The following is a 6,099-nucleotide window of genomic DNA, read 5'->3' as shown; positions in this document are numbered from 1 at the left end:
AGATCGGGGCGGTCGACCGTGTGGGTGAAGAAGAAGCGCAGGGCCGAAACGATGCTGTTCCAGGTTGGCACGGGAACACCGTCGTCCTGCTGCCCGACCTGGAACCGGCGCAGATCATCCGGCATCGCCGTATCCGGCGGCCGGCCCAGAAAGCTTGCGAACCGTCCGACATCGCGCAGGTAGTTGCGCTGCGTCGTGTTACGCGACGCTGTCACCAAGGGGATGCGCACGACCCTCGACGAGGCAATTCCCCAGCATCCTTCGCATGAGCAGCCCTCATGATGAGCAATCGGCTGTCCATGCGCTACGGGAAGGCGCAGAGATCCGCAGGCAGACCGCCGGCTTGTGGGAAATGCGCGCAGGCTAAGGGGCCCAGGGGGCGATCATCGCCGCGGCATCGATCGGCGGGTTCATAGTCGCAAAGCTCTCCTTCTTCTTCCCGTGGTTCCCAAGTAGGTAGGCCGCCATGGACGAGCCTCCCGGCTTCTGGGCCGGACGGTTCATGATCGATGCCGGCGTAACCTGGCTGTTGAATGCTCGGCAACCATGACGATTGGAACGGCGACGCCGACACACATTCCCATCATCGACCGTCGGGCGCAGTTCGAGCTTGTGCACCCGTGGGCTCTTTGAGGCGCATAGACGCTTCGTACGGCAGGAAGGGAAATTCGTTTATGGATCGCCCTCCACGCCGCTCTACGGGCCGCAAAGATGGGAGAATTGGCTGCGTCCGTACGTTGCCGGACATACACACAACTTCGGTCAGAAGAGGCGCCGATGAAAGCCTTGGTAGCTCGCTGCCTCATGCTGCCCAAGGTTTGGCAGCCGCGTGACCCTGAAACCGTCTGCACCCCGCGTCCCCACTGAAAGCCCGAACGCCTATTGGGAGCTGACCATGACGCCGGAGGAGGTCGAGGCGTATGCGCTCGACCTTCTCGTCGATGCACGCGGTGCCAAGGCGGCGCGGACGTCAGGGAGTGGGGGGAAGCAGAGATGCTGGAACTCGCCTAGGATAACCTGAAGGACCAAACCCCTGGAGAGCTCGTCGATAACACTCATTGGGAAAAAGGTGCGTGGGCGAAACACTACGCGCCAGGCGCGCGCGGCATCAAAATACCCACGAGGGACATGATTGCAGAATACCAAGAGCGCGTCTCCTAAAGGCGCGTCGAGAGTGAAAACCGGCAGGTTTGCGGTCCTCGCTTCAGGAGTGCTGCTAAGCAACTGGGTGGCCAAAGCAACGCAGTTCATCCTGATCATACGGGCCTCGTCTCACCCGAAGCGGCGGGCCTCTTTTTTGCGGTTCGAGCTGGAGGTCTATCCTCGGTCTGCTTCGCTTTCGGCGCGGCGTACCATTGCCTGGGGTTGCTCCGAAAGCGCATCTGCGTTGATTTCACTTGCTATTTTCTGATGCCTGCTTGTAGTTGCGCGCGGCTTTTGTGGTGGGGAAATTGGGGGAAGGGACGAGTTTGTCGTTGCTTGGAGAGCGCCATAGGCTGATCAACATACACGCTAGGAAACTGGCTTTAAGGCAGGCATTCGACCGTCTCGGTCTCGGTCTCTGGGGTTTGGCGTTTCTCGGCGCGGCGATTCAGGCAGCAATGTCTCAGTCTCGCGCAGTGATACCGGCCTACCGACAAAGCGTGGAGAATTTCTTCTCCCACCAGCCGCTCTACAATCTTGAGCTATCGATGGGGTTTCTCTACGCGCCGGCCTTTGCGGTGCTCTTTGCACCATTTCTCAAGCTTGCGCCGCTATTCGGCGACTTCCTGTGGCGGCTTGTCGGTTTCGCTGTGCTGACCGCCGCTGCCACCAAAGAGGTACGCAAGATTGGCGGCTCGAACATGGTTTGGATGCTGTCCTTTGGCCTTTTCCTGGCCCTCCCGATGTCACTCGGCGCAATGCGCACGGGTCAAGCCACGGTCCTCATGGCCGGTGCCTGCTGGTTCCTCACCTTTGCCGTACTCGAAGGGCGGCGTGCTGAGACGTTCTTGTGGGCGTCGGTGGCGATGGTTGCCAAGCCGACGGCAATTGTCATGATCCTGCTGTGTGGCGCATTGCGTCCCCGGCAGATACCGATGTTGGTTCTGTCGTTGCTGTTCGTGTTTGCTGTCCCCTACGCATTTGCGCCCTTCGATTACGTCAACGCGCAGCATCACGACTTCATCCGTCTGCTGACGTCCATGGGGGTGGACAAGTCGGGGCCCTTCCTCGCGGCCGACTTTACGGCCCCATTCCTGGCCATTGGCGCGCCGCTCGCCGAATCTGGCGCCACGGTGGTGCGCATCGTGGCCGCTGCACTGACATTGGCGACCGTCATCTGGTTTGATCGCCAGGCGGACGGGAAGCTCACCACGCTGGCGATCTTCCTGGCGGCGGCCGTCTACATGACCGTGTTCAATCCGCGTGTCGAATCCAACACCTACATCATGCTGGCCGTGCCGGCCGCAATTGCGATTGCCTACCTGTGGCGAGAAGATCAGGGTGGCGCGCGGCGCATCGTCCTGTCAGTCGCGATTTTCCTTTGCGGGTTGTCCGGCGTAGAGCGGCATCTCCATGATTTCCTGAACCTATGGTTCAGGCCACTCGCAATGACCCTCATCAGCTTGCCTCTGCTATGGTGGTTGCGGGGCAAGGTCCACGTGAAGACCACTGCAGTTGCCTGCGGTTGAGCCGGGTGGGGCTGCCGGTCAGTTGCGGCAGCCCAGAAGTGCCAGTGCGGACATAGAAGTCTGCAATCCGGACAACGAGGTGGGCCGGAAGCGGACCATAACGCCACTTCGATCCACCAGCCCCACAGGTCGCCGCGGTGGTCTCTCACGGCGGCTCCTTTTTTTATCAATCCGTCGCCATCGATGTTGGAAAGCAGGCTCGCCTCGAACATCCACAATTCCGGGGTTTGAAGCGTCAGGCTGGCGGTGAACGAGCCGTACGCACCCGATCCGTCCAGGCCGGCATAACCACCGGTGAGCCCCAGTTTCGGCGTCAGCGTCGAACCGTTCTCCAGCATGAAGGATCGCGCGATTTCCGCGCCGAGGCTGATGCGGAACTGCTCCTCGCCGAAGCCCTCAACGGTGAGTTCGTCGCCATTGCCGTTGCGGACCGTGTAGTCTTCCCCTTCCTCGGTGAAGTAGACGACCCTCAGCGTCGGCGTCAGGACCGTCACCGCGTCGAGGTTCCATGCGCCCCTGATGGCGGTGTCGATCATCCAGCGGCTGGTGTTGAACGAGCCGTCCCAGGAGATCGTGTCGATCCCGTTCACTGAACCGCCGTAGAGCAGGCTCGTGTCCCAGAACACACCCTTGCCGATTTCCAGCGAGGCATAGGGACCCGCCAGCCAGCCGTTGCCGGTCAGTTCCGCGTCCTCCTTCGTCGGATCGGTCATCCGGTCGTAGTGGAACAACAGGCCGATCAGCGCTGTTTCCGAAAGCAGATAATCCGCGCCGATGTTGATCAGGCCGAAGCTGCCACAACGACCGTCGTTATCCCCGCGATTGTGCAGCATGAAAGTGCCGTCGATCCAGGCATTGAGGGGCGAGACATCGGCGCCGGAGATACCGTCGGCACGGTTTCTTGCCGCCTCCATCTGCGCCAGGCTGGCGGAGAATCTGGCGGTCAGGCCTACGTCAGACGGGCAGTGATCGGATCGGCCGCGCTCTCCATCCGGCGCCGTTCCATGAGGCCCGGCACCTTGATCGTCGAAGCGATCAGGTTCTGGCGGGAACTGACAAACCCATGCACAAGGTTGTCGCCGTCCTCGGCCACCTTGGCGGCGTCGTAGCCGATCGTGTAGGCGACGACGCCGGTGTTGGACGCGCCGAGCGCGCTCCTCAGCGTGAAGCCCACCTTCACCGTGCCCGAATTGGCCGGGTTGGGGGTGAACTTTAGATGCCAGCCAAGCGGTGTGGGAGCGGGGGAGGCGAATTCGCCGCGCACGATGCTGGCCGTGCCCGCATAGGCAGGCTCGACAAAGGTTATGGCGGCATCTTCGAAGGGGCCGGTCGCGTCCTGCTCCAGATCGACATTGGTGGGCTTTTGCGCCCGGCGGCACCGAGATGGTCTTGTCGGTGACGCGGCGTTCCTTGACCGCCAGCGTATAGCTTACTGTGCCACTTGCTCCAGAACGGTCTAGGAATGCGTTTTCTTTGCTTCGCACGTAGCAGGGTCGTGGTGGCAACACGAGAAAATGGGATCGTTCGCGACTGCCGCCATCCGCCTATAGATGACCAAGTTACGCTCCCTCTGTGCTTCCAGCCTGAACGCGCTAATGCGGGCGAGTAACCAACATTGAAGGCCGGGCGCTAGTGGATTGTACCCATTCACTCAGTCTCCCTCGACCCTCTAGTATTTTAACCTCCGGATGCCTGAAATCGACCCATGCGGTGGCGCAGGCGATGGCGATGTCGAGCATATCGATCTCGCCCGTCTTGGGGGCGGCAAACTTTTCGAAGGCATCAGCCGCGCGGATGACGGCAGCAAGTTGGGTGTTGATGAAGGTCTCGTGATCCGGACCACCCTCACGCATCTTTTCAGTGCGTGCCGCTACGCCCCGGTCGAGCATTGCAACAGCAGTGCCGAACATGCCAAGGTGCTGGGGATCGGCGTGGAGGGGAGCGAAGAAGCGGCCATCTGCGAGCTGCTTGTCGAGATAGGCGCAGATGAGGCTCGACTCCGGGATAATAGTGCCGTTGGGCAGTTCCAGCGCCGGGACGCGCGAGGTCGGATTGAGCGCCCAATAGCCGCTCGATGGATCGCGCGGATTGACCTCTACCTGCTCGACCTCGAACGCGCGACCGGTTTCCTCTAAGAGTACACGCACCATGCGCACATAGGGTGAATTGAGCGAGATATACAGCTTCATTGGGTCTACTCGTTTGCATTCAGGCAGAAAGGGCTGGTGGACACAAGAAATTGGCGATCGATCTCGGCGATATTGGTGACGCCACAGAGCTTCATTGTCCGTACCAGCTCTTCCCGAAGGATCGAGACGGCGCGTTCAACACCTGCAGGACCAGCGCCGGCCAGGCCAAAGAGCGACGCCCGGCCCAAAAGGACGGCATCGGCGCCGAGCGCCAGAGCCTTGAAGACATCGCTACCGCGACGCACACCGCCATCCACAAAGACTTCTGCCCGCTTGTTCACTGTTGCAACGATCTGAGGGAGGGCATCAATCGTCGCCGGACCGGAATCGAGCTGGCGGCCGCCATGGTTGGATACAACCATGGCATCGACACCCATGCCCACAAGCCGCTCGGCGTCTAAGGGATGGACCACGCCCTTGACGATGAGCTTGCGCGACCAACGATCGCGGATGCGCGCTAGGTCATCCCAATTGAAGGAAGAGTCGTAGTTGCGACCAACCGAGGAAGCAGCGGCATTCACATCCTTTGACGGTGAGAAATTCGTGAGGTTCCCGAAGCTCGGGAGACCGTGGCGCAGGGTGGTATAGACCCATTCTGGATGGAGCGCGAAATCGAGGACATTGCGCGGGGTGAACTTGAACGGCACCGCGAAATCATTGCGATAATCGCGCTCGCGATTGCCACCGACGGGCAGGTCAACGGTGATGACCAGTGCCTCATAATCGGCCGCATAGGCGCGGTCGATCAGCTTGTCGGTAAAGTCCCGCTGCCGGAAAATGTAGGACTGAAACCACAGCCGGCTGCTGACCCGCTCACGCATGTGTTCGATGGAGACGGCGGAGGTTGTCGAGAGCGCATAGGGGATGTTGGCGGCTTCCGCAGTCTTGGCAAGAGCGAGATCGCCCCGCGGCCAAACAAAACCGGCGCCACCCGTGGGTCCGATAGCAAAGGGGAGTGCGCTTTCGCGGCCGAGGATGTTGGTCTTGAGGTCGGTGGAGGAGACATCGACGAGCACGCGCGGCAGCAGGCGATACTTGCCATAGGAGCTCGAATTCTCCCGCAGCGTCACCTCGTCTTCCGCACCGCCATCAACGAAATCGAAGATGGCCCGCGGCAGCCGGCGCTCGGCAAGGGCACGCAGGCTCTTGATATTGCGGGCACGACCTACCCCGCGACGGTGCCATGGCAGGCTGGCCGGCGGAGCAGCATTGTCAGAAGATGTAGACATGTTCTCTCA

General features: G+C 61.0%; 5 protein-coding genes and 1 pseudogene. 1 reads left to right on the top strand and 5 read right to left on the bottom strand.

Annotation, left to right across the window (positions count from 1 at the left end; translation table 11 throughout):
* Nucleotides 1-215: phage integrase N-terminal SAM-like domain-containing protein (locus ABLE86_RS15855; protein WP_348779913.1), on the bottom strand; the 215-nt coding region annotated here is incomplete at its 3' end.
* 1,254 nt (nt 216-1,469) lie between these two features.
* On the opposite strand from ABLE86_RS15855, the gene ABLE86_RS15850 reads away from it, so the two are divergent.
* Nucleotides 1,470-2,672: a glycosyltransferase family 87 protein gene (locus tag ABLE86_RS15850; protein ID WP_348779912.1), complete on the top strand. Its 1,203-nt coding sequence runs from the start codon at nt 1,470-1,472 to the stop codon at nt 2,670-2,672.
* A gap of 281 nt (nt 2,673-2,953) precedes the next feature.
* Here the strand turns inward: ABLE86_RS15850 and ABLE86_RS15845 are convergent.
* The 4 genes and pseudogenes from ABLE86_RS15845 to ABLE86_RS15830 all read right to left on the bottom strand — a co-directional run.
* A pseudogene (locus ABLE86_RS15845) lies at nt 2,954-3,505 on the bottom strand (autotransporter outer membrane beta-barrel domain-containing protein); the annotation flags it as partial.
* A gap of 116 nt (nt 3,506-3,621) precedes the next feature.
* The gene (locus ABLE86_RS15840; RefSeq protein ID WP_348779911.1) at nt 3,622-3,936 is read right to left on the bottom strand and encodes a hypothetical protein; all 315 of its coding nucleotides are present in this window, start codon (nt 3,934-3,936) and stop codon (nt 3,622-3,624) included.
* Nucleotides 3,937-4,264: 328 nt separating this feature from the next.
* Nucleotides 4,265-4,861: a glutathione S-transferase family protein gene (locus ABLE86_RS15835; RefSeq protein ID WP_348779910.1), complete on the bottom strand. Its 597-nt coding sequence runs from the start codon at nt 4,859-4,861 to the stop codon at nt 4,265-4,267.
* A 5-nt stretch (nt 4,862-4,866) separates the two neighbouring features.
* The gene (locus ABLE86_RS15830) at nt 4,867-6,090 is read right to left on the bottom strand and encodes an alpha-hydroxy acid oxidase (protein ID WP_348779909.1); all 1,224 of its coding nucleotides are present in this window, start codon (nt 6,088-6,090) and stop codon (nt 4,867-4,869) included.
* Nucleotides 6,091-6,099 lie beyond the last annotated feature (9 nt).

Source organism: Mesorhizobium sp. KR2-14, from assembly GCF_040049255.1.
GTDB lineage: Bacteria > Pseudomonadota > Alphaproteobacteria > Rhizobiales > Rhizobiaceae > Pseudaminobacter.
This window is presented reverse-complemented; position numbering and strand designations above follow the sequence as displayed.

Coding starts and splice junctions, on each gene's coding strand:
- ABLE86_RS15835 (WP_348779910.1), bottom strand. CDS start 4,861: ATGAAGCTGTATATCTCGCTCAATTCACCCTATGTGCGCATGGTGCGT.
- ABLE86_RS15830 (WP_348779909.1), bottom strand. CDS start 6,090: ATGTCTACATCTTCTGACAATGCTGCTCCGCCGGCCAGCCTGCCATGG.